15 protein-coding genes are annotated in these 25908 nt (G+C 57.5%); 2 read left to right on the top strand and 13 right to left on the bottom strand.

Annotated elements, in window-relative coordinates; genetic code table 11:
• Positions 1-11 precede the first annotated feature (11 nt).
• The 8 genes from ACFSR7_RS02235 to ACFSR7_RS02200 form a co-directional block, all read right to left on the bottom strand.
• Positions 12-1004: an ABC transporter permease gene (locus tag ACFSR7_RS02235; RefSeq protein ID WP_378158760.1), complete on the bottom strand. Its 993-nt coding sequence runs from the start codon at positions 1002-1004 to the stop codon at positions 12-14.
• A gap of 218 nt (positions 1005-1222) precedes the next feature.
• Positions 1223-2176, bottom strand: a complete 954-nt coding sequence (locus ACFSR7_RS02230; RefSeq protein ID WP_378158759.1) for a hypothetical protein — start codon at positions 2174-2176, stop codon at positions 1223-1225.
• 115 nt (positions 2177-2291) lie between these two features.
• A complete protein-coding gene (locus tag ACFSR7_RS02225; RefSeq protein ID WP_378158757.1) occupies positions 2292-6086 on the bottom strand; it encodes a putative Ig domain-containing protein in 3795 nt (1264 codons plus the stop codon).
• A gap of 293 nt (positions 6087-6379) precedes the next feature.
• The gene (locus ACFSR7_RS02220; protein WP_378158756.1) at positions 6380-9886 is read right to left on the bottom strand and encodes a hypothetical protein; all 3507 of its coding nucleotides are present in this window, start codon (positions 9884-9886) and stop codon (positions 6380-6382) included.
• Positions 9887-9905: 19 nt separating this feature from the next.
• The gene (locus ACFSR7_RS02215) at positions 9906-10964 is read right to left on the bottom strand and encodes a dienelactone hydrolase family protein (RefSeq protein WP_378158755.1); all 1059 of its coding nucleotides are present in this window, start codon (positions 10962-10964) and stop codon (positions 9906-9908) included.
• A gap of 129 nt (positions 10965-11093) precedes the next feature.
• Entirely contained in the window at positions 11094-12752 is a 1659-nt protein-coding gene (locus ACFSR7_RS02210) for an ABC transporter substrate-binding protein (RefSeq protein WP_378158754.1), read from the bottom strand.
• A 71-nt stretch (positions 12753-12823) separates the two neighbouring features.
• Positions 12824-13705, bottom strand: a complete 882-nt coding sequence (locus tag ACFSR7_RS02205; RefSeq protein ID WP_378158752.1) for a carbohydrate ABC transporter permease — start codon at positions 13703-13705, stop codon at positions 12824-12826.
• 24 nt (positions 13706-13729) lie between these two features.
• Positions 13730-14740: an ABC transporter permease gene (locus ACFSR7_RS02200; RefSeq protein WP_378158751.1), complete on the bottom strand. Its 1011-nt coding sequence runs from the start codon at positions 14738-14740 to the stop codon at positions 13730-13732.
• Between the two features lie 423 nt (positions 14741-15163).
• Between ACFSR7_RS02200 and ACFSR7_RS02195 the strand changes: the two genes are divergently transcribed.
• Complete coding sequence (locus ACFSR7_RS02195) at positions 15164-16144, top strand: glycoside hydrolase family 28 protein (RefSeq protein WP_378158750.1); 981 nt, start codon at positions 15164-15166, stop codon at positions 16142-16144.
• On the top strand, positions 16141-16521 hold the full coding sequence (locus ACFSR7_RS02190; RefSeq protein WP_378158749.1) for a hypothetical protein: 381 nt from the start codon (positions 16141-16143) through the stop codon (positions 16519-16521). The genes ACFSR7_RS02195 and ACFSR7_RS02190 overlap by 4 nt, the downstream gene beginning before the upstream one ends.
• A 147-nt stretch (positions 16522-16668) precedes the next feature.
• Here ACFSR7_RS02190 and ACFSR7_RS02185 read toward each other — a convergent pair whose 3' ends face one another.
• From ACFSR7_RS02185 to ACFSR7_RS02165, 5 genes are all read right to left on the bottom strand, one after another.
• Complete coding sequence (locus ACFSR7_RS02185; RefSeq protein ID WP_378158748.1) at positions 16669-18921, bottom strand: carbohydrate-binding protein; 2253 nt, start codon at positions 18919-18921, stop codon at positions 16669-16671.
• A gap of 416 nt (positions 18922-19337) precedes the next feature.
• On the bottom strand, positions 19338-20933 hold the full coding sequence (locus ACFSR7_RS02180) for an extracellular solute-binding protein (protein WP_378158746.1): 1596 nt from the start codon (positions 20931-20933) through the stop codon (positions 19338-19340).
• 137 nt (positions 20934-21070) lie between these two features.
• Entirely contained in the window at positions 21071-22366 is a 1296-nt protein-coding gene (locus ACFSR7_RS02175; RefSeq protein ID WP_378158745.1) for an ABC transporter substrate-binding protein, read from the bottom strand.
• 48 nt (positions 22367-22414) lie between these two features.
• Positions 22415-24010, bottom strand: a complete 1596-nt coding sequence (locus ACFSR7_RS02170) for a response regulator (RefSeq protein ID WP_378158744.1) — start codon at positions 24008-24010, stop codon at positions 22415-22417.
• Positions 24007-25776 (bottom strand): cache domain-containing sensor histidine kinase, encoded by a 1770-nt coding sequence (locus ACFSR7_RS02165; protein WP_378158743.1) that lies wholly within the window; start codon positions 25774-25776, stop codon positions 24007-24009. Before ACFSR7_RS02165 ends, ACFSR7_RS02170 begins: the two co-directional genes overlap by 4 nt.
• Between the last annotated feature and the right edge of the window lie 132 nt (positions 25777-25908).

Raw genomic sequence — 25908 nt, 5'->3', positions numbered from 1 at the left:
CGATGACTCCGTTAGTAAAGACCTGTCCCCGACGTTCGACGGGCAATGAAGTTGCTCGACAGGATCAGGAGGACGGAAATAACGGATTGGACGAGATCGATCGCCGTCGCAAAGGCGAACCGTCCTTCCGCGAGTCCTGCATTGAACGCATACGTCTGAATAATCTGCGACTTGCTGCTGTTGATCGAGTTGCCCAGCAGCATCGACTGCTCGAAGTTAGAGCCGACCATGCCGCCGCCAAGCATGCTGCCGATCGATAGAATCAGGACGACGATGATGGCGCTCTTCATCCCCGGCAGCGTCACGTGCCAGATTCGCTTGAGTCGGCCAGCGCCGTCCATCTCGGCCGCTTCGTACAACACCGGGTCGACGCCTGCGATGGCGGCCAGGAAAATAATCGTCCACCAGCCGGCTTCCTTCCAGATGGCCGAGCCGACGACAAGGCCCCAGAACGAATTCGGATCAGTGAGAATGTCGAGCGGTTTGCGGATGAGGCCAAGCGACATCAGGGCGTCGTTCACCAGTCCGTACTCGGTCGAGAAGAGGGCATACGAGATGCCGACGACGACGACCCACGAGATAAAGTGGGGCAAATAGCTGACCGTCTGCACGAACCGCTTCAGGAACGAATGACGTATCTCGTTGATCATGATCGCTAGCAGAATCGGAACGGGGAACGAGAAGACCAGCTTCAGCAAGCTGATGGCGATCGTATTCCGAACGAGCGTCGGGAACATGTAGTCGTTGGTCAATTCGTGAAAATAACGCAACCCGACCCATTCGCTCGTGAAAATGCCCGCGATGCCGGTACTGATGCGGTAATCCTTGAACGCCATCAGGACGCCGAAAAGCGGCGCGAACGAGAACACAAGCAGGAAAGCGATCCCCAGCAAAACAAAGGTTTGCAGGGAAATCTGCTTGCGAAACCTGCGGACCAGCGTTTCCCGTTTGGGCACGACGCCGGCGCCGACGGTTGCTTGCCTCACGGCATTCGAATCTTTCATGGTGTGGCACCTCCTGTTGCTTTAAATTATAAAACCGTTTTCATAACCTGAAAATTGATCATACATCGGAATTCAGGTGTCCGTTTTTAAGATCGCTTTCATTTTTGTTTTCATCGTCCGTGCCGACGCCCGGCTGTCGCCTGAGCTGCTCGAAATGAAAAAAATAGAAAAAACCAGCTGGAAGAGCGCTCCAGCCGGCTAATTCATAAGGGGTTCCTTCAATCTTGCGGCGCTTCAAGCTGCTTTAGCAACAATACTTCGCCGGCGAAGCCCCAGCGCACAAAATGGTAGTCCTCCGACTTCGTTGACGCCGGCGCTCCGGGATTATCCGCAAAGTTGCGAACGCCGGAATATTGATTCGGGCTCGTCAGATGGCGATCCCCGTCGATGTGTCGATGTGGACCGAATACATTGTACGTACTGGGCACGATTCGAACGGCGAGCTCCCGTATCCCAACCGCAAATCCGTCTGGCAACTCCGCCTCCCATTCCGGCCCCCGGATCCAGCCGAGCGTCGCATTGTCAATATCGAGTCTTGCGGCGTCTCCCGCGATTCCGGAAAGCTTGAGGATGACGGGACCTGTGTCTTCGTCCAACTCGAGTCGCTTCTGAAGCTTTATCATGCCGCCGTAATATGGCCAGCCTGAGGCGATCAGATCGGAGGCATCCTGCTCGTGCACAACGCTCAGCTGGAACGGCCCCCTTGTCTTGACCTGACGGTCGCTCTTCGGGCTATAACCGCTCTCGCCAGCGTTCTGCCTTGGCACGAATGCCTCCCCGCGGACTGCCGTGGCGCTATGGGCAAGTGGCCTGCATTCGGACGAACCGAGCCAAGCATCGGCTTCCGCCTCCCCTGCCGCCCATACCGTGACGCCCGCCGCGCGCAGTCTTTCTGGCGCCGTACGCCCCTCCGAACCCGAATGAAAGACGCAACCGTCCGGCAGTACGCGGCCGTAAGATCGCTGTCCCAGAACAAGCCTGCCGTCTTCGATGACCCCGTCCTCCTCGACGGATCGCTCCTCGGACAGCTCGTATTTAATCCCCACGGCATGGCAAGCTTCGACGAGCACCATGAATCGGTTACTGATCCTCCCGCTCTCCGTATCGTCCGGCACGCCGTCGCCGTTGTGCTCATTGATCACGAGCGCGTCGCGCGGATCGAACGACGCCATGCCCCGGCAGATCGAATCTGCCGGGGCGGTGCACAAGCGCCGCAATCGCGTTCATGCTTGCTACGATCAAGCGATAGTTCGTCTTAGCGCATTCCGCATAGCGCGGACTCCGGTATCAAGAAGCCGACTGAAGTTCGGTATCCCCGATTTCCATAACGATCGTATTTTCGACCGGAATCCGATGGTACGGATCAAAGGCCAGTGCCTTGATTGTATATAAACCTGCTTGCTGCGGCGTCCAGGTAAGCAGACGGGACGTGTCGTCCAGCGTCGCTCCTTCAGGCAAACCGGATGTCTGGTACGTGATCGGATCGTGCTCGCGATCTTCCGCCAGCAGGTCCAGCTTGATTGTCTCGCCGACTTTGCCCGAGATGACGGTTTTTCCCTGGAAGTCGACCTGCGAGACATGCACGGTATTCGAGCCGTTATAATCGTCATTGTCGGTCAGCGACAGCCCGACGTACATAACGCTCCCGGCATCCAGCTCGTAAGAGGACTTGGTCGCATACGTCCAATTTTTCCCGTCCTTCGAAAAAGAGGTGAAAAAGATGTTCCCCTTCCGCTCCAGTCGGATATAGATCGGAGCCGCGTTTTTGTTCTGATCCAGCGTCCATGACGCCTGCTGGGTTTTATCACCTTCAATGCGGTGTGTCAGCAGGACGCCGTCCCCGTTGGAGAACAGCCGGAATTGAACGTTCGGCGCGTTATAATCGAGCTGCTGCATCATCATGACCGAGGCGTACGTCTTCGGATCGGCGGTCCGGTCGAATCCGTCTACCTTCATCGTGACGGCGCCGTCGCCGATCAGCTTCCGGTAGACGAACGTCAGGGCGTCGTCCCGGCCGGCGACGCCTGTCGTCGCGATCTCGGCGGGATTGCCCTGTTCATCAAACCGCACTTCCCCAGCAGCGCCGGCCAGATTCGAGACTTCCCAATTCCTGTACGTGTCCAGAACGGAGGCATGGAAAACGGGCGCGGCGTTTTCCGAATAGCGGAACAGGATCACATTACGCGAAGCGTCCCGGTTGACCTTGATTTTCTTGTCGGCTTTATCCTCCAGCTTGTAGCCCTCAATCGAATCGGCTTTGGCCGTGTAGTTTTGGCCGATCTTTGCATAGACGGTTTCGAACGAGATGACTTTGTCGTCCGTCGCGCGCACGATTTTTACCGCGGCCGGATTATCGCTTTCTTTCAACGCCTCGAGGATGACCGTCTGCCGCGGCTGAACCGGCACCGTGAGCAGCTCTCCATCCTTCGAGCTGTACGTCTTGCCGCTGATCAGATCCTTGGCTTTGCTGACGCCAGGCACCTCCAGCCGGTATACGGTTCCTTGCTGTCCGACGGCTGCGTCATGCCGGGACAGATTCATGCCGATGACGTACTTGCCGTACCGGGTCTGATTCAAACCGTCGTACCGGGTATGCGTGAACGTAGCCCCGGCCGCGCCGTCGTGACGATAGTTCGCGGTGCTGTCCGTAAAAGTAAATATGCCTCCTTGATGGGAAGCAGCGACGTTGGCGATGCGATCGATCGTAGCGGTCGTGTAGTGAATCCGCGCCTGATCGGTATAGGCCCAGTTGTCGCGCCTCCAGTTGAAGGTGACATACACCTTCTCTCCGTTATGCTTGAATACGACCGATTGGGAATCGAGATCGGCAAAGGCGAAGTCCTTATGCGCATCCTCCATAGGAACGGCTACGCAGCTTTTACAGCTTTTCACCAGCTTGGCCAGCTCGGCGGCGAACGTTTTATAGCTTCGGGCCGCTTGCTCGAGATCGATCAGATTTGTGTATACATGAGGGGTCGTCGTCTCGAGATTCTCGTGAATCGCGTCCAGCGCGAATGCGCGGCCGTCCTTGACGTACTTCATGCCCCAGGTGAGCGCTTCTTCGCTCTCCGCCTCCAGCGCGAGATACGGCAGCATCAGGTAAGCGGCATGGAGCCCGTACGTGTTTTTGCGCGCCGAAGCCGTATTCTCCGTCACGAGGACATTCGTCCCGTCCGCGGCCACCGACTCGTTCATATAAGGGGCGAACGCCTTCAGGCTCCGCTTGGCCAGATCGACGATCAGTCCGTGAACCTTGGCATCGCCTTCGGTCAATTCGGCGTAGCTCTCGAACCAGAGCAGCATGCGCGGGCCGTAATCGCCGGCATAACCGCCGTGGCTTGCACCCGCTTCAAGTATCTGGGCGTTCTCGGACATCCACTTTTCGCCATCGACCATCTCGCCGCCGAGCTTGTATTTGATCATGTCGTAAATACGGTCGTCGTATTCCGGCGCGAAAGGCTTGTATCTCGGCGTCTCCATGATGCCCGGGACGTCGACCGCGCTTGCATCCATGGACTTCACAAGCAGCTGCAGCGCCCGATTCGTCGCATAGGGAAAGCCGACGTCCTGATTGGCCGTGCCGGCCCGCGAGGCGGGATCGTAAAAATCTTCGCCCGCGGACGACGCGTCGAAATATTTCTGAAGCATGCCGAACATCTCGATATACGACATCCGGCGCGTGACCGACTTGTCCCCGGTCATGTCGTTGTCGACCTTCTCTTCCAAATAATCGCCGAGCAGCTGCTTCGCTTGCTCGTCGCTGCCGCTTGCGATGCCGTTATACAGCTTGACGAAGCCGGCAAGCATCGAGTCGGTCCCGTTGCTGAGGAGCGGCCAGCGCTCGCCTTTGCCCCGCTTGCCCGAGCCGTTCAGGTCCGCCCCGATCCACGTATAGGCGACGGAGCCTGAAGCAGGCACGCACCAGCCGCCGGTGCTGTCCTGGGCTCTCGCGTAAAAGTCGAGGAGCTTAAAGATGCGGTCCAGCATTTTCGGGTTATGATAGTACTCCCCGGACCATTCGTTCAGGTAAGCGTTCGCAAAAATCTCCACGCCCATCATGGGGCTCCAGTTCTGAAAGTTGACGGCCTGGGCCAAGTACTTGCTCGCCCACTGCTCCTTCGTATATTCCGGATGAGCAGGCTCGTTTTTGTTCAGCCGGGTCACGATGGCGCCTTCAAGAAACCCGTTGTTCGTATGGTCGCCGCCGCTGATCCGGTCGAACGTATCGCCGTACAGCTGCCAGGCCATGACCTCCTTCAGTACGGTCATGGCCTGATTGACGACCGTCTCGTAGCCGTCCTTGTCCGATACCGTCGGCTTACCGCTTGGGACGGTGCCGTCCGGCGCGTTTTTCGCCACGGGGTAAAAAGGATCGGTATGCGTCGAAGCGCCATAGATGAACTTGCTGTTCTGCGTCTGCTTGACGTTTTTGCCCGTCCCGTACGCATCGTACACGCCGATGCTGGACAGCTGCAGCGTGACCGTCTTCGTCTTCAGATCGACGAGTCCGTTCGGGATGAGGTAGGTAGCATAATAGTACCGTCCCAGGAACGGCGCGCCCGGCTCATAGCCGTTATCGAGCTCGGGATAGACCGTGCCGTTCGCGGGCCGCAGGATGGACGTATCGCCGCCCGGACCCTTCAGATACAAATCGCCTCTGCCCTGCTGCGTGCCGTTGAGCTGTACCGTGAGGTAGTTCTGCGCATATGGGTCAGCCTTAAGCGTGAATTCCAGCCAACCCCCGGTCGTCTCCGTCTCCGACGGACGGATGTAGCGATAAGGCAGACGTTCGCCGAGCCCGCCGCCGGTCAGCAAGCCGTCGGCGCCGGTCGTCTCCGGCTCCCTCCGGTTATCGATTCCCGCTGCCGAATTGCTCTCCTTCAGCTTGTGCGCCCGCTCCGAAGTCGCAAGACCGAACGAGACGGTATCCAACACTGCTTCCGCTGCCGCAGGCGGACCGCCTTTGGAGCCTTCGGACTTCTCCGCGAACGCGGTCGCCTGGACCGGAGCCGAAGTCATCATGACGATCAAGAGCCATGCCATCAAATAGCGATACGGGATTTTCCTTCGAATCGAATGCATAACGATACTTTCCTCCTCGTCGGTTTCAAATGGGCTTGCCGATCCACAGACAGCTTCATGCTTTCCGGCGTTGATAGCGCTTTCTATTCTGGCTGCGTTCCCTCCTTCCTTGGGCTTCTTCATGCTATCACGTCCTCCGCGTCAGCCGTATGCGGCAAGTTTAAGCGATGATCGCACTATTTTAAGACGATCGCCGCCTGGCCGGCCGTGCCCGCGCAAAGAAAAGCAGGCTGCATCTTCCCCAGCCTGCCAGACTCGCATCCTTAGCCTTCGATTCATTCTTAGCCTTCGGTTCAGCCGTTCGATCGGGCCGTCTCCCGACGAATCGGCACGCCGGCTGCGTCGTACTCTTCCATGTCCACCCGCAGATCATTACCGTTATCCTCGATCCCGGCGACATGGATTACCTGAATTCGACCGTCCTTTAACCGGACCTCGAGCGCGTCCGCATCTTTGGCTTCGACGGATTCGATCGCGGCGTCCTTCTCGAAGGGCTCCAAGACATGCACGAATCGCGCCTGCTTGCCTTCCGTCCTCGCGCTGATCAGCTTGCGGCGGGCCGTCTCGTCGCCGAGCGGGAAGTCCCCGCCGATAGAGGCGACCAGCCGGACGGCATCCAGGTCGGACAGGTCCACGGCGATGACGGCCTCCCGACCGAGATCGGCGGGATTGGCGGGGATCGCTCGGTCGAACCGTTCTCCTGCGATCTTCACCGGACCGCCGAAATAATCGACGCCGGCGCCGTGCCCAGGATCAACATTGTCGCATTCGAGCGGCAGGTCGGCCAGATATCGCTTTTCCCCGCTTACCGTGACCAGATACGGATCGCCCCAGAACACCGACTTCTCCGTCGTCTTCGGGAAGCCGTGCTCGCCCTGCACCGCGTCGACGCGTACGCGTAGCTCCAGTCGGCGCACGCCTTTTACGGACAGATCGAGATCGTCCCGTCCGAGCACCCATGCGCCGAACTGCCCGCTTGCGAGCGCTTCGCCGCCATCGCCCCTCACCTCGTACCCAAGCTGCTTTTCCACCTGAAAATATTCAGGCTCCGTCCCGACGATCAGCGTACGCGCAGGCGGCCACGCGGCGTACAAATCGAGATTAAGCGGACCGTCCTCGTTGAACGCCGTCCGGTTCGCCCGGTTGTCGTAACCCTCTCCGAAGCCGGTCTCGAAGCGGGCGCGCGTCGTCCCTTCGACCGCGTACCACTGGCAGTCCGTCACGAACTGGGCGCTGCTCAGCGGATCGTCCGTCAGCTGCGCGGTATGTCCGAGGTCGCGCCGGACCGGCGTCTCAAGCGTCGCGAGACCCTTGATATGGAACAGGCAATCGTATACATGCTCCCTGTCGCCCTTGGCGTAGTCGAAGAGCACGATATAATCGTCCGTCACGACGGTCAGGCGCCGCTGCAGGACGGGCTCCGTGAAGTCAGAGCGACTGGAATAAGCGGGCGCGTCCTGCGGGATCGGCACGTACCGCCCTTCGTTCCACGTACGCTCCGCGAACGTCCGGTCGCCGTTCACCCGCCAGCCGCCGTACGGCGGGTTCGACCATCGCGCCTCATTTTCTGCGGCGAAGGCCTGGAACAGATTGCCGGCATGGAACAGCAGCCTTCTGCCTTCAGAAGGGTCCTGAAGCTTCAGGTCGACGGTCACCATGTTGTGCGTGACCGAATTTTGCACGTAAAACTTGTACATGAACGTATGATAGTTGTACCAAATATTTTCCGGGTTGAACAAGCTGCGCCCGTACCGCATGAGCGATACCAGTCCGGTCCGGTCGTACTGGCCGTGCGCCCCGCCGTGCGAACCGTATTTGACGGCGGCCTGGATTCGTTCGCGCGGCGGCCGGCCTTCGGTCTGCGAGCGCAAGACCGCGACGCCGGCATTGTCCGCGTACGCGGAAGCGAGATAAGGCTTGCCGGTCCCTTCTGCCAGCTCATCGGGGAGCATAAACAGCAAGTCCCGATCCTCGAGCGCGCACTTGCCGAGCAGTTCGGCGTATTCCGGCTTGCGGTACAAATAGTAAGCCAGATCGAAGCGCGCGTCGAGGTAGCCCCTCGGCGATATGCCCGGCATATTCGTTTCCGCCGAATCGTTGATGCCGAACACGATGCCCCGATAATCGGCGAAGGGCAGCAGGCTGTCCCACAGCTGGGCGATCGAGCGGTAATTCCGCTTGTTGGGTCCCCAGATGTCCAGCGCGAGCCCGTCGATCTCCGGCTTGTCGCCCGCGGATACCCGATCGTAATAGCTAGCGGGAACCCATGCGTCCGCAAGATTGATGCCCCAGGGACGCAGGCTTTGGGCCAATTCGGTCAGCAAGCCGGCGGCCATCAGGTTGTAACCGACCGAGCATTCGTACCACCAGCCGTCGTCGAGCGTTCCCTTGGCCAGATGCTCCAGCGCGCCGCAGCTGCCGAAGACGAACCGGTTCATTCGTTCGAGATCCTGCAGGGCCAGCGCGCAGTAGGCGGCTCCGGCCAGCTCGGCCAGCGACCAGTTCGAGATCCGGCCGTCGCGCAGCACCCAGTCGATGAGATCCATATACAGGCGAAATGCCGTCTCGATCCGCGCATGGTCGTCCGCGTCCAGCAGGCCCGACTCGCAGAGCAGGTCGTAGACGGCTGCCGTATGCTTGAAAAACTCGCCCTCGTGCACGAGTTCCTGGCTGCAAGCCTTCATCCGCCGTTCGTAACCGTCGAGCGGATCGGTCAGCCTGCGCAGGAATAAGACGGCTTTCTCCGCATACCGGCGCTCGCCCGTCAGCTTCCATACAATTGCCGCGTTTTGCGCTTCATGGGAATGGTGCGTCTCGAACATATAGCGCCCGGGATGGACGGGCGGTACGGTCCATTGCTCCGCCCGCTCGATATAGCGACCGAGCAGTGCCTGCGCGCGGCTGTCCGCCTGAATTCTCCTCCGCGCGTCCTCCCATTCCGGCTCCGTCATGAGAATATAAGGATGCGGCAGCCTGCGCGCCGTCGTAAACGCGACCTCTTCGGCAGCGTCCGCGCCGCCGTTGCCCAGCGCGATAATGGTCTGCATCTCGTAACCGCCCGGCGCGATCCGTTCGGGCACTGTTACCGCGAGACGTACGCTGCGGCTCTCGCCAGGCCCCAGGATGGAGCGCTCGGGCGCCAGGCTCGCCGTCATCTTTTCCCATCCCTCTTTTTTCTGCGACAAGACGACTCCCTGCGCTTCGTCCGCGCAGTTGACGACCGTTAATTCGTATTCGGCTGCGCTGCCGGCGTCGGCCGAACGCGAACGGACCGGCGCCGTGAGGAGCAGACCCTGCCTGCGTTCGAACCGGAAGCCATGCAATTGGACGGCGGATGCATCTCCGTCCCTTGCCTCGCCGCGGACGCGAACGGCCCGTATGAATTTCCAATGGCCCGACTGCGCAGCCAGATCGTCGAACGCGCGAAGCGGGACGGATATGCGCTTGTCGCCTCGGAAAACGGCAAAAACCTGCGCGGACAGCCATCGGACCTCCTCCGGCTGCGGGCTGCGGTCGACCAGATAGCCGATCTCTACGTTCAAGACGAGTTGAATCTCGGACGACGAATGTATATCCATCGTGACGAACGCCCAGTCCCTTAGGTCGGCCGAAAAGTCGTTGCACGGCACAAAGCCGTTCAAATACCAGTGGTTCGGACCGGCGGCGCCGGGAAAATGCAGCTCGATCCCGTCAGCCAGCCCCAACGCCGCCCCTTCGGATGGAGCCCCCGTTCCGAAGGAGCGCTGCACCCAATTCAGCAGATCGATTGCACTCTCTTTTTCGTGAGCATACGTGTTCATGAAACGAATATCCTCCTTGTTAGGACTGCGATGAATCGGAAGCGACAGGGTCCGACAGGGCGAACAGCGTCGTGCGCAGCCAATCGTATGCGAGCCGGCCGCTCACTTCATGGACGCCGGGGAATACGTCCCAGGCCAGCCGCTCTTCGGCACCCGCCCTTCGGTACAGAAGCTCCAACTCGGCGACCGCTTCGCGCGCCGACGTGGAAGGGAAGATCGGATCGTTCGAACCGGACTCGACGAAGATCGGCCTCGGGGCGAGCAGCCCGATCCACTCTGGCAGCTCGGCCTCCGCGAGCATGCCGGGCGTAAAGTTGTCCACGCAGTGAAAGACCGACAGAATCGTTCCTTTGTAGGTGCCGGGGAACCCGGTGAGCAGAACGGCGCGCAGCCGTTCGTCAAGCGCCGCGCAAGTCCAGGCGAGCAGCGCCCCGCCGGAGAAGCCCATCGCGCCAATGCTGTGCGGGTCGACGTCCGCGCGCGACGCCAGATAATCGAGCGAGGCCGCCAGCTCCGCCGCGCGCAGGCCGGTCAACGTCTTCCCGTACATTAGCAGCGAGGTAGACAGCTTGTAGCAGGAGCTGCTCGCGCGGGGATCCTTGTCCATGTCTTCGGCGAGACGCCGTTCGCCGAATCCGAGCACGTCCGGCGCGATTACGATCAGCCCCCGTTCCACGAGCGGCAGGGCGAAGCGGCAGTGGCATGTCGGCTCGCCGTCATCCGGCGAGCCGTCCGGCTTCAGCCCGACGATCTCCCGGCTTCCGTACCCGTGGCCGTGGATGGCGAGCACCGCCGGCGCCCGGCCATTAAGCATCTTCGGGATTAGCACATAGGCGGCGAAGTCCATGCCATCCACGCCGGACAGCAGCACCCGCTCCCGTACGTAGCTGCCGCAGTCGACGCGCTCGAGCAGCACCGGCTCGGCGCCGGCGCTTCGCGGGAACGAACCGATCGCGTCGCGCAAAAAGCCGCGGAGCCTCATTCTGCGGGCTTCGGCATCCTCCTCGCCGGCTCGCCGCCGATGCTGCGCCAAGGCTTGATCGTATATCCGCTCCAAAAACGCATCCGCTTGCGTCATGATCGTCTCCTCTTTCCTCCAGAAATTCGTTATATCTTACAATAAGCTGCCAAAAACAGGCTGCCTGCCCGGCGAACGGAAAGCCGCCGGAAAGATATCCGGCGGCCATTGTATTCCGTACTTGACCTGTTACTTGCCTCCGGCATCCAGGAACGCTTGAACCTGATTGATCAATTCCTGGCGGACCTTCTCAAGTCCCGAGGACGCCATTTGCTTGTTCATTTTCGTCGCCGTATCCTTCCAGTCCTTGGAAAGACCGCTCTTGAATACCGGATCGAACTGGGCGGCGATCGGCGACAGCTTCGCGAGCTCCGACTTGACCGGCTCGACGTTAAACGTGAAGCCCGACAACGGCTGCAAATAATACGTATCATCCTTCGATTGATAATCCAGCAGCTTCAGCGTCGCTTCGTCGTTATCGCCGTTAATGCGAGACATCGTCGGATTCCAGGTGAACTCGTAGGTCGGGAAGATATAGTTCGACGTTTTGTCGGTCATTTTGTAATAGCGGTCGCCGTCCGGTGTCCAATGCTCTCCTTGGATGCCCAGTTCAAGCAGGTCGTGGTTTTCTTGGCTACTGAACACCCAGTCGAAGAACTTCATCGTCCGGTCCGCGTTTTTCGAGGTGACCGGAATCACGATGTCGTTCCACGCTTTATAGTCCGTTCCGATCGCTCCCGGTTCCATGTTGCGCATATGCGAATTGTATACAAAGGTTTCGATATCGGCGTTCGGCAGGGCAGATTTCAAGCGCTGACGAATCTGCGCAGCGCCGTTGATTGTACCTTCGTTTGCGGCCGACTTGCCGCCGACGAACAGGATGGAAGGATCCTTCTCGGACAGCACGTCCTTCTGCACGTATTTGTTCCACGCCACCGCCTTGTCGTATTGCGGAAAAAAGTAGTACGGATCCGAGTAAGGAGCCGGCAGATTCGCGTACTTGGACGCGTCGTCGCCGAGCGTCGTGGCTCCGATCACCTTCTTGCCGTCCTCGGACAGATAGACGTAGAACCCGGGACTCGTGCCGGAGATCATTTTGGCGTTCGTGATCTTGTCCTCGTTGTTGAACAGCTTATAGAAGCCGCGGTCTCCCTTAAGCGCGAACGGGATCATGCCCTTCTCGTTCTGCTGGACGTTGTCGAGATATTTTTGCAGGTCCTCGTAGCTCTGGATCGGCTCCATGCCGTATTTCTCCCGCAGATCCTTGCGAATGTATACGACGTCGATATCGTAGAAGGCGTTGGTCAGCGGAATGGAATAGATGTGACCGTTGATTTTGTTCGCGTTCAGAAAGTCCTCGGAGAAAGCCTTTTTTAATCCCGGATACTCGTCGTTGTTGAAGTACTTGTCGAGCTGCTGGTAGTAGCCGAGCGTCACGTTCTGGTTGAGCGACATCCAAGGCGCATCGAACGCGGCGTCTACCGCCTCGCCCGAGGTCATTTTGAGCGTAAGCTTCTGCTTGTGGTCCGCGTTCGGGTTCCATTCGATATCCATCTTCGTATTGAGCGTATCCTTCGTATCGGATTCGAACTTCTGCAATACCTTATCCATGTCGATCGGCTTGTCGCCGAACAGCATGACCTTCAGCGTGACGGGTTTGGCCGTATCCGCGCCACCTGCCGATTGTGTGGCTGAGCCGCTGGACGCGCTCGCACCGGACTCGCTCGGGCCGGCATTATTTCCATTGTTGTTGCCGTTGTTGCCGCAGGCGGCGAGCGAAGCCGTCAGCGCCGTGGAGAGCGCCAACATCGAAAGCCCTTTCAACTTGCCTGTCCGATTGCCTTTCATCTTGTTACCTCCCTTTTATTGTCGTGCATCTATACCAAACCGTCGCCGTGAGGCGGCGAATTTAGCCTGAATTAACCTTTCACGGCGCCGACCATGAGACCCTTGACAAAGTACTTCTGCAGGAACGGATAGAGGAAAATAATCGGTCCGATCGTCACGACCGTCGTCGCCAGCCGCGTCGTCAGCGTCGGAACGACGTAGTTGGGCAGCGAGATCTGCGAGGATAGCTGATTGGCGAATTCCGCGTTGTTCATGATGCGCATAATCAGATATTGCAGCGGGAACTTATGCTCGTCCGAGATGAACAGCATGGCCTCGAACCACTTGTTCCAGAAGCCCATGGCGTAGAAAAGTCCGACCGTGGCCAGCGCCGGCAGCGAGATCGGCAGCACGATCTTGAAAAAGATATACAGATCGTTCGCTCCGTCGATCTTCGCGGATTCGGCGAGCGATTCGTCGACGGACTTGAAGAAATTCCGCATGAGGAACATGTTCCATGGACTGAGCAGCGCCGGGATAATCAGCACCCAGATTGAATCCCGCATGCCGAGGTATTTGGAGATGAGCAGGTAATTGGCGACGAGACCGCCGTGGAACAGCATCGTGAAGTACACGTAAAAGTTAATGCCGTTGCGGTACTTCAAGGTGCGGATCGACAGCGCGTATGCCAGCGCACAAGTCACGAGCATTGCGAGCCCGGTACCGACCACCGTCACGAATACCGTCACGCCGTAAGCCCGATAGATTGTTGCGTCTTTGAAAATTAGCTTGTAGGCGTCCAACGTGAAATCCCGCGGTATAATGGAGTATCCGTCGCGCAAAATGGACGCTTCTGACGTCAGCGAGCTGCTGATGACGGATATAAAAGGCGTTACGCAGTAGATGGCGAACAAAGTAAGAACGATGTACATAACGGCTTTAAGAAGTCTGTCGCCTTGACTTTCTTTGATCACGGCTGCACCAGCTTTCGCAAAAGATTAGAAGAGCGCGGAATCGGGACTGAATTTGCGCGCGAGTTGATTGACCGTGACGACCAGGATGAAACCTATAACGGATTGGAACACACCTACCGCTGCCGCCATGCCCATGTCGCCGAGGTCCATCAGCGCCCGGTAGACGTATGTGTCGATGACATCGGTCGTCGGATACAGCATGACGTTCCTGCCGACCAGTGCATAGATCATGCCGAAGTCGCCGTAGAAGATGCCGCCCATGGCAAGCAGGATCATGAGGATGATCGTCGGCTTCAGCAGCGGCAGCGTGATGAAGCGAATTTTCTCCCAGCGGCTCGCGCCGTCGATCGAGGCGGATTCGTAAATGTCCGGGTTGATGCCCGTGATCGTCGCGAGGTATACGATCGAACCGAAGCCGGCCCCCTGCCAAACCTTGATCAAGACGAGGATCCACGGCCACATATGCGGCACGTTAAAATAAGCGATGGGGCCGATGCCGAAAGCTTCCAGCCATTTGTTCAACATGCCGTTGTCGCTCGAGAGCAGCGCGGTCACGAACATCGCGATGACCGTCCACGACAGAAAATTCGGCAGCGTGACCAGCGACTGCACGATCCGTTTGAACCATTTCCCCCCGAGCTCGGAGAACATGACGGCGATCCCGACGGATGCCAGTGTGCCGCACAAAATAAACAGTGCGTTCAAAAACAGCGTGTTGAAAATGACGTGCAGCACCTCTCGCGACTCGACGAAAAACGAAAAGTTTTTGAAGCCGACGAATTCGCTGCCCGTGATGCCCTTGATCGCGTTGAAGTTCTGGAATGCGACCACGATGCCGCCCATCGGAAGATAAGAGAACACGAATATGAGCAAGATCCCGGGCAGCGTCAGCAGGTAAAGCAGCCCGTTTCTGCGAATCTCGGTCCGGAATGTGCCTCTTTTTTTCTCGGTTGCGACGGGGGCAGCCTTGGTCTGGATAACTGCGGATTGTTTCAAGGCGCTTCCTCCTTTGCCTGTAATCGTAGCGCTTTTCATTTGCCTGCGTTAACTCTACCATGTAGCCGAACGGCCTTGAATGAAGCTTTTTAAGCATAGATCGCGGTTTCTTAAGACGCATGGAGCATGTCGCAGCTGCAGCGAGATAGGCACCAGGCCGCTTGCCGGAGAGCGAGGCTTAAATCTCTCTGTATGAAAAAATGCCCGCGAAGCCTAGCCTGCCCTCGTAATCGTTTGCCAGCTGTCCCGCGTCGAGCTCACATTTAGCGTGATTCCGTTATGCTCAAAAACATGCGATTTCCGCTTAAAATTGTGCGTTCCGGTGTTCAGGACGATCTGTTAGGCTTAGAGAAATGAAAACGCGAGGCGAGGTGAAACGGCTTGCGCTGCTCGATTCCTGCGCAGCGCCGCCTCTGAAGCGAAAGTGGCAGAATAAAACAATCAAATGGGAGGAAACGAGTCATGCCGGATTTATTTGACGTGAAAAAGTACGGCGCTATAGGCGATGGTTTTACAATAGACACGCAAGCCATTCAAAAAGCGATTGACGAATGTTTTAACGCTGGAGGCGGCTATGTCGTGCTCTCAGGCGGAACCTTTGTCTCCGGGACGATATTTTTGAAGTCCAATGTTTACCTGCAGGTCAATCCGTCGGCAACCTTGCTGGCCAATCCGGACATCGGCGACTTTCCCGACGGGACGCACTATAATCGTTATACCCATGAAAAAGACATGGATAAATGCTTCATTTATGCAGAGGACGCTTCGAACATCGGCATTGTCGGCCAGGGCGAGATTAACGGGAACGCTGAATGCTTTCCGAATGAAGGCAGCATCTACCGTCCGATGATGATGCGGTTTCTGCGATGCAAAAACATTCACGTCAAAGGGCTGCGGCTCTACAATTCGACGGCATGGACAACCGCCTTCCTGGATAGCGAAAATATATGGTGCGAGGACTTGGACATCCGCAACGACAGAAGATATAACGGGGACGGGCTGGATTACGACGGCTGCCGAAACGTCTTTGTTTCCAATTGCAAAATCCTCGGGACAGACGACAATCTATGCTTGCAAGCAAGCAGCAAAGACTATCCGATGAAAAACGTGCATATTACGAATTGTCATTTTACGTCCATCTGCGCGGGCATACGGATCGGACTCAAGTCCGTAGGCGATATCTCGAACGTAACGATTCAAAACTGTACGTTTGAAAATGTGTGGCGTGAAGGAATCAAGATCGAATGTACGGAGGGCGGCAGCATTACCGACATCGTCGCCCAAGGCCTCGTTATGCGAAATGTAACGCGGCCGATCTTTATCCTCTTGAACAATCGGCTTGACGAGATCGGATCTTCGATCGGCCTGAACGATATGCCGGAAATCGGCACCATGGCGCGGATCATGTTGTCCGACATTTCGCGACGGATGACGATGAAATGATGAACACGCATTATCGCTTCACCGATGATGTGATGGGCTGTCCTTCCTTTAACGGAATCCGGGTCGATGCTTGCGACAGCTACCCGATTCGCGATTTAACGATCAAAAATATGACCTATACGTTTGTGGGAGGCGTAAGGAAAGAAGATATTCCCGCAGAATATCCGAAGGTTTGGGATATGCGATTCGATCATCCTCTGAAGGTATCCGAAAATTATGATCCGACCTGGAGCCGGACCACCTTTATGGATGTCAGAAACGTTGAACGTCTCTCGCTGCAAGGGCTGAAGTTTCATGCCCTGCAAGAAGATACAAGAGCTCCGTATATCATTGAGAACTGCGTTATCCATAAGGAAGATATTATCGTGTATTCGTAGCGGATGGGACCACAGACACAAATGGGCATGCAGCAGTCGGCCAAAAATACAAACGGGATGAGGCAGAAAGTGACTCTGCTTCATCCCGTTTTGCCCCTGGGTCATTTTCATGACGTTTGGGACAGCCCTCCCTAACATGCGTCCTTTTTAGAAGGTCAGATAAAGCAAATTCATGCTGGCGTTCGCGCTGGCCCCTTTAAAAACGACGAAGATCATGTAGTTGCCGGTCACGCTGCCGCCAGTCAGGCCGGCGGTCGAGAGAATGTTGCCCGCAAGCGATGTCGTCGTATACGTATTCAGACTGCCCGTATTGCCGATTGGGATCGAGGCGATCAGGGTGCCTCTGTCTCCGTGGCTTGCTCCGTCCCCATAAGCCTCCGGCTGGCCTGTGAGCGTGCCGGATCGACTGGCGGTTCGAATCTCCAGTGTTCCCGTCCCCGTACTCGAGTAACGGACGTTCGCTTTGTTGACTCCGCTGAAGGAGGTATACGGCAGTGCCGCGATCGCGTTCGTACCGGCCAACCTCAAATTGCTGTAATCTCTCGAGCTGCCGCTGACAAAACCGGTCGCGTATTCGCCGTAGACGGGGTATGCGCCGTCCAGCATGCTGGCTACGCCGGCATCCTTCCAATGAACCGCGTTGTTCGCCGGCGTCACCATGCTCGCGTAATCCGAGGCGCGTCCCGGCGCGGATGCGGTCAGCGCGCCAAAACCGGCAACGTCATAACTGTTGCGATCCGTCGCGTATACCGGGCTGTTGACGAGCTTGGACAGGTATGCGTATTCGCTTGCCGCCGCCGAGGAGGAGAACTTGTAATAGCTATAAGCCGCCGAATACGAATTCTCCGTAACCTTTCCCCGGTCGTAGGTTGTTATACCGCTGTCGCTGTGATGGTTCCATGGATAGGCTGTCGCATAGGAAGCGACCTCATAGCCCAAGTTATACCTGGCGCTGAAGTCGGTCGCCTTCAGGAGCAGCCGGCCGTTAAACTCGTACAAGCTGCTGTCTCCCTGCATCCAAGCCATTTGGGCGATGCTAATGAACGAAGACAGGTTGACCAGCGCGTGGGCCTGATCCCGGTCGCTCTCCTTGCTCTGGCCGGTCGTCGCGTTGTAGTTGTAGAGCAGACTGTAACCGTTCGCGCCCTGACTCTTGTCCGGCTTTTTCTGCCAGGACTCGCCTCCCTGATTCGTGTAATACGCGGTACTGTTCGCCTTGAAGTCGTTCCGCACGAGATTGTACAAGGTCGTGTCCTCGGCGAATATCGCATACGCCATCGAGCCCTCCCGAAGAATGGCCGCGTGCCCGTGCGTAATATTGTCCATATCGTAGGTCGACAGCACGGGATCGTTGGACAGCAATTGGTACATGCTGATCGCGGTGCCTCCCGCGTTTTTGCCGTACATCGCGATGAGCGCGTTCGTGTCCGCGACTGACCAGCCGCCATAGCTGTAGCGAAGCAGTTCAGCTGCCGCGCTGAACTTTAGCGCGACGACGCCGACATCCAGATTCGTGTCGTAGACGGAAGCTGTGTCGCCGCTTGTGCCCACGCCGTTGAATATGGAAGCGTACTTCATCATGATCGTGCGAGAACCTGCGGCATAAGCGCTATTCCCGGAGATCGTATAGAGCAAAGCCAGATTGTAGGCCTTCGTGGCGGCCAGCCTCATCTCGTTATAGCTGCCGCTATTGCTGCGAGTGATGGAAGCCAGCGTATAATCGGCCGCCGTGATCGTTCCGTAGGAGGCGACTGTGCTGACGAGCGTCGAATACGTGGAGTACCAAGGCTCTGTCTGGGAGGCGACCATGCTTTTCATCGTCTGAATGCCGGAGGCCGTCTGGAGAACGCCCGGATGCGAGAATGCGGTGACGGCCGCCGTGATCGTGCCGGTGCCGTACAGCTCGATCTCCGAGAGCTGGTCCCAGGTGTGGATCCATGAATTGAGCGGGGTGTCGGATCCGCCCATCAGCAGATACCGGTAAGCAGATGAGACGGCGATTTCGGTCGTTGTCCCTGCGCTGAGCCCGGTCGGCGTCGCGATGGCCGTCCATGCGGATGCGGAAGCAGACAACGAATTCGCACCGTAGATCTTCCAATTCCCTGATATGGCTCCTCCCGCTTTCATCGTGAGTGCGATCTTCGACAGCGATACGGCGCTCGTGCCAAGGTCCAAGTAAATATAGGTGTCTTTGGCGAGGCCGGTATTCGTGCTTGTATGGCCGTCAAACAGTGCGGACGTGGCGTACGTAATCGCTGAAATATTGGCAGCGCTCGTCGCGAACTCCACTGCGGAGTGGCCTTCGACGGCCCAGCCGTAATAGCCGACCCGCATTTCGGAGGTGTTCAGCTTGACGGGAGCCGCCGATGCCGTATCCATCTGACTCTTTGGCAGGCCCATACCTCCGAGGATTAACATCCAGATTATGATCATCGATACATTCCGCCTTAATTTCATAACGATTCCTCCTCGTTAACTCTGAATGGGAATTGCATTCACACTTACTTATCCCTTCCTATTGGTAGCGCTTCCAGTTCAATCGTCATTCCCTCCTTTCCTTAGGCTCCTTCATGCTATCACGGACATTGCGCCGGGCGTATGCACCAAGTTTAAGCGTTGACCGCACTATTTTAAGAGAATGACCGCCGGACCAAGCGGACTAAAAAAGGCGACGATCGCAAAGAGGCCGCCGGAACGGTGTCCGGCGGCCTCCATATACCCTATTAGACGTTTACTTGCCACCGTCATCCGGGTCGGGAGCACTGAGCTTAGAGTGGCGGCAGACCATGGATCGGGAGCCGTAACGCCTTTCTTACTTACGTGCCTCCGCTATCCAGATAGGCCTGAATCTGGCGAATCAATTCCTCCCGGATCCGTTCCAACCCCAAGCCCCTCAACTTTTTGTTCATGGCCGCCAGACTTTCCTGCCAGTTCAGGTCCAGCCCGCTGCCCAGCACCTGCATGGTCTGATTGGCCAGGGGCTGAATCTTAGCGATTTCAGTCTTGACGGGGGCCGGATCGAACTGGAACCCCAAAAGGGGGAGCCGGTAATAACTCGCGGGATCGGCTTCGTATGCAAGCAAATCCTGAACTTCCGGCTGCACGTCGGCACCGATACGCGACAGATAGGGGTTCCAGGTCAGCTCGAAGGCCGGAAAAGCATAATCGGACGACTCGGAAGTGGTATAATAAGCGCCTCCTGCTCCCTCGGTCCAGTGCTTGCCCTTGATGCCCAGCTCGAACAGATCGTGGTTCTCCTGGCTTTGGAACAACCAATCCAGGAACCGCATCGTTTCGTCCGCATGCTTGGAGGTGACGGGAATGGCCAGATCGTTCCAGGCCCGGTAATCGGTACCGATGCATCCGGCCTCCCGTTTGCGCTGACAATCGATGTAGACGAAGCCCTCCAATTCGGCGTCGGGCACGGCAGTCTTCAGCTTCTGTCTCGTCGACGCCCAATCGTTGACTGTCCCCTCTGACGCGGCGGCCTTCCCGGATTCGAGCAGAAGCAAGGCGTTCCTTTCGTTCAGCACGTCGGTTTGCACGAACCGGTTCCAGGCTGCGTTCTGATCGAAAACTTGCGTAAAATAATCGGGCTGGTTCAGCGGCGCCGGGAAATCGGCATATTCCGAGGCCGGGTCCCCGTAGGTGGCGGCTCCCAGCACATGTTTTCCGTCGTCCGACAGCACGACTTGAAAGGCGACGCCTGTGCCTGACAGCGCCGTTGGCGACGCACGGTAGTTCGTCTGCTTGGCCTGGCTCTCGAACATCCGATAAAATCCGCGTTCTCCTTTGAGCGCGAGCGGTATCATGCTCGGCTCTTCCCGGCGGACTCGCTCCAGATAACGTTCCAGGTCCGTCATGGAGCGAATCGGCTGCATGCCGAACTTCTCCCGCAGATCCTTGCGGATAAAGACGAGTTCGATATCGTGAAACAATTGCGTCAACGGCAAGGCGTAAATATGGCCGTTTATTCGGTTCGCGTCCAAATAATCGGCGGGAAACGCTTTTTTTAGCCCGGGGTAGTCGTCATTGTTAAAATACTTGTCCAGCACTTGATAATAGCCCTGCGCCACGTTCTGATTGAGATTCATCCAGGAGGCATCGAACACGGCATCGACGGATTCGCCCGCGGCCAGCTTAAGCTTGATCTTTTGCTTGTACTCTTCGGGCGCATCCCACTCGGTCTCAAGCTTCACGCGAAGCGAATCCGAGGTGCGCTTCTCGAACTCCCGGATCACGAGATCCAGATCGGTCGGCTTGTCGCCGAAAAACTGAAAAAGAAGCGTAACGGGAGGGGGAGCATCGGAAGAGTCCGTGATTTGTTGACCACCCGCGGCAGAGAACCGGTCGCAGCCGCAAATCAAAAGCGGCAGCAAGAAAAGCAGCAGTAACGCTTTAGTACGCTTCATCCACCGGCCACCTCTCCCGCCACGAAATTAGAAAGCGTTTAACCTACAGTAGCACGCCTGACTGACGCCGTGTATGTCACAAATTTAAGCGTATACCGCAATTCCTTAAGGAAATCCGCGAGCCTCGCCTCCACCGTTCATCCGCCGGACTTGGCCCTGTCCCATTCCCTGTCGGCGGCGGCCGTAAGCTCGTTCAGCGTCGTTTTACCGTTGAGCCAATCCTGCACCCGACGATAAAACCAATCGCGAAAGCCCGGAGGCAGCGCATTGTCTCCCCAAAAATGGTTCATAAAGGCGGATTGGCCCGTACGCGGATCGTCCATCAGGTCCAGGATCCCCTGCATCAGCGGGGTGGATACGACCCCAGCGGATTGCTGCGTCGCCGGAATGCCGTTAACGGTTTGCAGGTATTTGGAATACTCCTCGCTGCTGTAAAAGAACTGAAGAAACTGCTTCAGAACCTCCAGCTTGCCCGGGTCTTGGGCGGCGGCGGCCGAGATCGACCAGCCGATCGGCGCAGCCATGCTGGTTAGATTAACCTTGCCGTTCGCGTCGGGCAGCGCGAAAAAGCCGAATTCGAACGTCGGGTCCGCCGCCTTGATCTGGTTGAACATCCACGGACCCGTGTAGAGCATCGCCGCCTGACCCGACAGCAGCGAGGCAACGGTCTGATTGTCCGCCGTATCCATATAACCGGGCGCGACATCGCCCTGTTTCCACAGCAGCGCAAGTTGCTCCAGCGCGCGCTTCGGGCCAGAATCGCCCCAGCTCGCGCTGCGTTCGCTTCGAAGCGAATTCCAGTTCGGCTGCTCCGCGTAGACTTCATCGATCAAAAATTTGTTGATCCAAAATCCCATATGCCAGGAATCCTTGCCGCCTACGACTAACGGATTCACGCCCGACGCTTTGATTTTTTCGCAGAGTTCCAGGAATTCGCCGAAGGCGGCGGGCGGGCCTGAGATCCCGGCCCTGCGGAACAGCGCCTTGCTGTAAATGATGCCGAGCGGCGCCGGTTTTTCGAGCGGCGCCGCATACACGGCGCCGTTCACGGCCGGAACGGGCTGCAGCAGCGTCTCGACCTCCGCGGGCAGCGGCGCGATCAGACCCGCATCGGCGAACAGTTGGGTGTCCCGCATCTCCACCAGGTCGGGAAACTCGCCGACGGCGTCCTTCATTTTCAGAAAATCAGCGTAGCTCCCGGACCACGACTCGTTTTCCTCTTGAATCACGACGGAGGGATGAGCGCGTTCGAAATCGGAAATAACGGTCGAAATGCCTTGTTTATGGGCAAGATCGCCGCCTGCGAATACGATCGTCAATGTGAGGGGCTCCGCTTGAACGTCTCCGGCAGGCTGTTCCTCGCTTCCCGATCCGCATGATGCAAGGAGCAGCGGCAAAACCAAAATCAGAAACCCAAACTTCGATCCGCGCATGCCCGCGCCTCCCTTTTGCCATTGCAATCGCAACCGCGAGCGGTACCGTTACGAGTTTTTCAGAGACTGTCTATATTCCAGCGGCAGCTTTCCGTACCTTTTCTTGAACATGTCGCTAAAGTGCCTCGCGTTGTTGTAGCCGACCCGATCGGCGATCTCGTAGACCATCAGATCCGTTTGCAGCAGCAGCCGGTGCGCGTTTTTCATCCGTATTTCCGTGACGTACTCTTTGAAATTCCGTCCGGTATGCTTCTTGAAAAAACTGCTGAAATAATAGGGGTTCATGTAAATTCTCGCGGCGATCGATTCAAGCGTCAAATTCTCGGTATAATTTGAATCGATATAAGCTTTGATCTCGGCCATTTGAAAGGAATCCTTGTTGGCCAGGCATCCTGCGGCCCGATCGGTTAACTGCTCGAAGCGGGCGCACGCGTAGCGGGCCATGGTCTCGAAGGTCGGAAAGCCGTTCAAATCGGCCAGCAGGTTCGAAAATTCGGCATCGAGCTCCGCCATCGGTACGCCGAGGTCCGCAAGCTCCTGCTTCAGGCCTGCAAGCGCGTCGTAAACCGCCGAGACGGCGGCTGCCGCGTTCCTGTGCGTCGCGCTCCGGACGGCATCCGTCAGTTGACCGAACGTAGGCGCATCGCTCGTGCCGGGCTGCGTTAACGAGCGGCCCAACTGCCGGCGCGCTTCTTCCGCACGCAACTTCGCTCTCTCATCCGCAACCGTTGGCTCGTATGAGATGACGCGATTGAGTCCTTCGAAGTACTTGAGCTTGACAGCCTCTTCCGCGTACCGCGCAGACACGGAGGCCTCTTCCAGGCTGTCAACGGCGGTTCCGATGCCGATCGTAAATCCGATCTTCAGATAGCGGTTGATTTTTTGGTGAAGATCCGTTGCGATCGCTTGCGGCAAAGCGTCGTCGTCGTGAAGGATACAGATCCCGTGCCGGTCGCGGTGTCGGAAGTAGATAGCCGACCCGGTCTCGGCTACCGCCTCGGACAGCACGTTGACGATCGCGAAGTCGATCAGCTTGCGTTCCTGGTCCTGCCAGCGGTTTTCCCCTTCCAAGCCAATGCCGTCCATCTCGCCGAACGCGACGGATACCCGCGCGCGCGCTTCGAACGACAGCATGGATCGAAGGCTGCCCGCAGCCGAACGGTCTCCGTCAATCAGCCGCTGCAGGGCCTCTTCGATCGCGTCGAGCCGTTTCTGCTTTTCGAACAGGCCCGCGATCTCCTTATCCCTCGCGCGCGCGGATCGCTCGCCCGCCATGCGAATGGCTTTGCGGACGACCGCTTCCAGCTGGCCCTTGTTGACCGGCTTGACCAGGTAATCCAGCGCGCCAAACTTGACGGCGTCCTGCGCGTAGGCGAATTCTTGATAGGCGCTGATGAATACGACCTTTATGTCCAAGCCGGCTTCGTGCACGTGCCGGATGACGTCGATGCCGGTGCAGCCCGGCATGCTGATGTCGCTGATGACGAGGTCGGGATGGCAGGCTTCCATCAAGTCCAGCAGTTCTTGGCCGTCATAGGCTTCCCCGACGATCTCGATTCCGAGCTCGTGCCACGGCAGCAGCTTGCGCAGTCCGCGCAGGATGACCGGCTCGTCGTCGGCAAGCAGCATACGTATCGTTCTCATCCGACTCTCTCCTCCATTCGAAGCGGAAACAGGATGCGGACGGACGTGCCGATATCCGGCTTGCTCTCCACCAGGATGCCGTACGGCGCGCCGCATGCCTGGCGGACGCGCTCATGCACGTTTTTAAGTCCGATGCTCTTGCCCGCCGTCCCCAGATCGTCCTCCATCCGGCGATTGAGCCGGTCGACCTCCTCCGGGCTCATGCCGCTTCCGTTGTCGTATACCGTTACGGCAATATCGTTGTCCCCGGCCCTTTCGATCGTGACCATAACCATGCCTTTGGTGACTCTCGGGCGAAAGCCGTGCTGTACTGCGTTCTCTACCAACGGCTGGATCGTGAGCTTGAGGATAGAGGCATAGAGCAGACGATCATCGGTCACGTCGAGCCTCAGCTCGATCCGGCCGTCGAACCGGACGTTGATCAAGTGGAAATAATTCCGGAGATGGTCGAGCTCCCGCTCTACGCTGACCCATTCCTCTCCATAGTCGATGACGTACTTCAGTTGATCGGACAGGGCGTGGATCATATCCGCGACCTGTCCGTCGTCGTTGGCCACCGCGCTCATCCGGATAACCTCCAGCGTGTTGTATAGATAGTGCGGACGAATCTGGCTTTTTAAAGCATTCAGCTCGGTCTGCTTGCGCTTCAGTTCGAGGACGTAAGCGTCGTGGATGAACTGGCGCAGGCGCTCGATCATCCGGTTGAAGCCGTGGGCGAGCCGCCCGATCTCGTCTTTGCGCCGGGTCTCGACCGCGGCATCGAGATTACCGGATTCGACTTGGATCATATGCCTCATGATGTCCAGGATCGGAAGCGTAAACCGCCTGGAAAACAGCATGCCCAGCAGCACCAAAGCGAGCAGACAGATCGCCGACACAAGGATGACGGTCGAACGGATCCGCTCCATGGAGGCGAACAAGTCTGTCTTGGAGGTCAGACCGATGACTTGCCCTTTCGTAAAAGGCATCGGCTGGGCGAACAGCATGCGTCTTACGTCTTTGCGGATGCCGGGTTCGTCGAAGCGTTTGCCCAGCTTGTCCGACTGATTGCTGTACAGGATGTAACCCTTCGCGTCCACGATATACATCTGATCGTTTTTGCTTAAGTTGACCTGCTTGAACAGTTGGCCGAATATGTCGAGGTCGACGTCGAAGTACAGCGTCCCGATGACAGGTCCGCCCGGCTTGCCCGACGTATCGATGAAGCTCCGCGCGAACGTCATGACCATGTCCGTACTGGCGTAATAGGTTTCCAGATGCGGCGGAAAGACCGCCAACTCCTTTGGCTGCGACGCCAGCGCGTACGACCAGTTCACGGGCGGATACGGGATGTTCGGGTCCAGCGAGCGGCTGATCCGTGACTGCTGGAAGACTCTCTGGTCCGATTCGCGTACGAATAATGCATTGACGATATGCGAATCGCTGAACAGTACCGTTTTAAGAAAGTCGTTGATCGTCATTTGATTCATGCGCGCGTTTTGGTCGATCTCCTCCCGGATATAACCGGGGGCTTGATCGGACGAATATTGCGCGTTGTAATACATCGTTTTCGATAATTCATTGTAGCTACGAAAAATATCGTCCGCGTTTTTGCTCAGGTACAAGATCATCTCGTTATAATTGTTCTCCGTATGACGCTCGACTTGCGACGTGAACTGATTGAGCGCGAACCCGCTTAATACGAGGAGCGGAACGATGCCGACCGCGAGAAAGGCGAGCGCGAACTTGAAGAAGATGCTGTGCCTGATGTTCGACCACCTGTTCATAGGTTTCCTCCGCCTGCCCGCCGTCAGTTCAAATAACAATTCCCCCATTCGGATAGGAATGAGGGAATCGGATACGGTTTCAATTTAACATAAGTCCGAACGGATTGACACGCACTTTTTTTAGCAGAAAAT

The organism is Cohnella sp. GCM10020058 (genome assembly GCF_042683485.1).
Lineage (GTDB): Bacteria > Bacillota > Bacilli > Paenibacillales > Paenibacillaceae > Cohnella.
Note: the sequence above shows the minus strand (reverse complement) of the source record. Positions and strands in the feature narration are given on the sequence as shown.

Bases quoted from the DNA above. Each gene is read 5' to 3' on its own strand.
- ACFSR7_RS02225 (WP_378158757.1), bottom strand. From the start codon at position 6,086: ATGCATTCGATTCGAAGGAAAATCCCGTATCGCTATTTGATGGCATGG.
- ACFSR7_RS02210 (WP_378158754.1), bottom strand. From the start codon at position 12,752: ATGAAAGGCAATCGGACAGGCAAGTTGAAAGGGCTTTCGATGTTGGCG.
- ACFSR7_RS02195 (WP_378158750.1), top strand. From the start codon at position 15,164: ATGCCGGATTTATTTGACGTGAAAAAGTACGGCGCTATAGGCGATGGT.
- ACFSR7_RS02200 (WP_378158751.1), bottom strand. From the start codon at position 14,740: ATGAAAAGCGCTACGATTACAGGCAAAGGAGGAAGCGCCTTGAAACAA.
- ACFSR7_RS02230 (WP_378158759.1), bottom strand. From the start codon at position 2,176: ATGGCGTCGTTCGATCCGCGCGACGCGCTCGTGATCAATGAGCACAAC.
- ACFSR7_RS02220 (WP_378158756.1), bottom strand. From the start codon at position 9,886: ATGAACACGTATGCTCACGAAAAAGAGAGTGCAATCGATCTGCTGAAT.
- ACFSR7_RS02170 (WP_378158744.1), bottom strand. From the start codon at position 24,010: ATGAGAACGATACGTATGCTGCTTGCCGACGACGAGCCGGTCATCCTG.
- ACFSR7_RS02215 (WP_378158755.1), bottom strand. From the start codon at position 10,964: ATGACGCAAGCGGATGCGTTTTTGGAGCGGATATACGATCAAGCCTTG.
- ACFSR7_RS02165 (WP_378158743.1), bottom strand. From the start codon at position 25,776: ATGAACAGGTGGTCGAACATCAGGCACAGCATCTTCTTCAAGTTCGCG.
- ACFSR7_RS02235 (WP_378158760.1), bottom strand. From the start codon at position 1,004: ATGAAAGATTCGAATGCCGTGAGGCAAGCAACCGTCGGCGCCGGCGTC.
- ACFSR7_RS02185 (WP_378158748.1), bottom strand. From the start codon at position 18,921: ATGGGCCTGCCAAAGAGTCAGATGGATACGGCATCGGCGGCTCCCGTC.
- ACFSR7_RS02180 (WP_378158746.1), bottom strand. From the start codon at position 20,933: ATGAAGCGTACTAAAGCGTTACTGCTGCTTTTCTTGCTGCCGCTTTTG.
- ACFSR7_RS02190 (WP_378158749.1), top strand. From the start codon at position 16,141: ATGATGAACACGCATTATCGCTTCACCGATGATGTGATGGGCTGTCCT.
- ACFSR7_RS02175 (WP_378158745.1), bottom strand. From the start codon at position 22,366: ATGCGCGGATCGAAGTTTGGGTTTCTGATTTTGGTTTTGCCGCTGCTC.